Here is a 2,280-nt window from a genome sequence, read left to right as displayed (position 1 = left end):
CGGTCATGATCGTCGAGCCGGTGGTGGTGAGGCCCGACATGGTTTCGAAGAAGGCATCCGTGAAGCTCATGGTGTCGTACACCAGGAGCAGCGGGATGGTGGCGATGGCGGCCATCAGCGCCCACACCGTGGACACCAGCAGGAAGCCGTCGCGGGGCTTGAGCTCGCGGTAGCTGGAGCGGGTGACGGCGTAGAGGATGAGGCCGCTGCCGAGGGAGATCACCATCGCGGCGACGAAGTCGGCGGTGGTGCCGTCGTCGAAGTAGATCGCCGCGGCGATGGGCATCAGGTAGGCGAGGCTGAAGATCGACAGCAGGCGACCGAGGACGTTGGCGACGGGCAGCAGGGCGTCCATCAGAAGAACCCCCAGCCGACCTGGAACAGCTTCTCGACCTGGGCGACGAGCTTCTTGCTGGTGCAGAAGATGATGACGTGGTCTTCGGCGCGGATCACGGTGTCGTGGTGGGCGATGATGACCTCGAAGATGGGCACCTCGTAGGGCACCAGCTCCTTGTATTCGGTGCGGCTCTGGCCGGTTTTGCGGACGATGGCGGCGATGGTGGCGCCGTCGGGCAGGTCGAGCTCGTCGACGCGCCGGCCGATCACCTTGCAGTGTTTGGCGTCGCCGTGGGCGACGATCTCCAGCGCCTCGGCGGCGCCCCGGCGCAAGCTGTGGACGGCAGCCACGTCGCCGCGGCGGACGCGGGCGAGGAGCTGGCCGATGGAAGTCTGGGCCGGCGAGATGGCGATGTCGATACGCCCGCCCTGCACCAGATCCACGTAGGACTTGCGGTTGATGAGCGCCAGGGTGCGCCGCGCGCCCATCTGCTTGGCCAGCGACGCGGACATGATGTTGTCTTCTTCGTCGTTGGTGAGGGCGAGGAACATGTCGGTCTCCTCGATGCTCTCTGCGTCGAGGAGGGCTTCGTCGGTGGCGTCGCCGCGCAGCACCAGGGTGCGTTCGAGCCCGGTGGCGAGGACCTCGGCGCGGCGCCGGTCGTGCTCGATGAGCTTCACGTGAACCGTCTTCTCGATGGCCTTGGCGAGGCGCATGCCGATGTTGCCGCCGCCGGCGATGATGACCCGGCGGATCGGGGTGTCCATCCGGCGCAGCTCGGACATCACCTTGCGGATGTGGGAGGTGGCGGCCAGGATGAAGACTTCGTCGCCGCTTTCGATGACGGTGTCGCCATGGGGCGCGATGGGCTGCTCGCGGCGGAAGATGGCGGCCACCCGGGCGTCGATGTTGGGCAGGCGCTGGGGGATGCTCTTGAGGGGCTTGCCCACCAGCAGGCCGCCTTCAAAGGCGCGCACGGCGATCATCGTCACCATCCCGTCGGCGAACTCCAGCACCTGCAGGGCCTCGGGGAACTCGATCAGCTTGCGGATGTAGTCGGTGACGATCTGCTCGGGGCAGATGGAGTGGTCTACGGCGAAGTTGCTGTCGTCGAGGAGCTCCGGGTGGTCCTCGTAGTCGGCGGCACGCAGGCGGGCGATGCGGGTTGGTACGTTGAACAGCGTCTTGGCGACCCGGCAGGCGCACAGGTTGGTCTGGTCCGACTGGGTGACGGCGATCAGCAGGTCGGCGTCGCCCGCGCCGGCGGCGTCGAGGATGGAGGGCGACGCGGCGTTGCCCGGCACCACGCGCAGGTCGAGCCGTTCCTGCAGGGCGTTGAGGTGCTCGATGTGGCTGTCGACGACGGTGATGTCGTTGGCCTCGGAGACGAGGCTCTCGGCCACGGAGGTGCCGACCTGGCCGGCCCCCAGGATGATGATCTTCATCGTTGTCTCCTCCCGGTTGGGGCCGGGGCGCGTTGTTGTTCTTGTCGGGCTAGCTGCCGTGCTCGTCGTGACGCTTGCCGACGCTGATGCCCAGCTGCTTGAGCTTGCGGTACAGGTGGGTGCGTTCGAGGCCGGTCTTTTCGGCCAGGCGGGTCATGTTGCCGCCGTCGAGCTGCAGGTGGTGCTCGAAGTACAGGCGCTCGAAGATCTCGCGGGCTTCGCGCAGGGGCAGGTCGAGGGGCAGGCCGAGGGCGGAGGAGGGCGTCTTGCCGAGCAGGTGGGCGACGTCGTCCATCCCGATCTCCTCTTCGAGGGTGCCCAGCGCCAGGGATTTGACCGCGGCCTTGAGTTCGCCGTAGCCGCCGGGCCAGGCGCGGTTGCGCAGGGCGTTGAGGGCGGCGGAGGACAGGCGGCGGGCGGGCACCTCGCTGGCTTCCACGTAATGGAGCAGGATCTGGCTGGCGATCTCGGGGATCTCGTCGCGGATCTCGCCGAGGG

2 protein-coding genes and 1 pseudogene are annotated in these 2,280 nt (G+C 67.8%); all 3 read right to left on the bottom strand.

Annotated features, from left to right (window positions below; genetic code table 11):
* Positions 1-355, bottom strand: a pseudogene (locus Q0672_RS20135) (TrkH family potassium uptake protein); the annotation flags it as partial.
* A complete protein-coding gene (gene trkA / locus Q0672_RS20130) occupies positions 355-1,782 on the bottom strand; it encodes a Trk system potassium transporter TrkA (protein WP_298625142.1) in 1,428 nt (475 codons plus the stop codon). The gene trkA and the pseudogene Q0672_RS20135, both read right to left, overlap by 1 nt.
* A 49-nt stretch (positions 1,783-1,831) precedes the next feature.
* Positions 1,832-2,280 (bottom strand): helix-turn-helix domain-containing protein (locus tag Q0672_RS20125; RefSeq protein ID WP_298625140.1); only part of this gene is annotated, 449 nt, incomplete at its 5' end.

The sequence above is a fragment of the uncultured Zoogloea sp. genome (genome assembly GCF_937894855.1).
GTDB classification, from domain to species: domain Bacteria; phylum Pseudomonadota; class Gammaproteobacteria; order Burkholderiales; family Rhodocyclaceae; genus Zoogloea; species Zoogloea oryzae.
This window is presented reverse-complemented; position numbering and strand designations above follow the sequence as displayed.

What these genes read in the sequence shown, in the direction of transcription:
- trkA (WP_298625142.1), bottom strand. Translation starts at nt 1,782, where the DNA reads ATGAAGATCATCATCCTGGGGGCCGGCCAGGTCGGCACCTCCGTGGCC.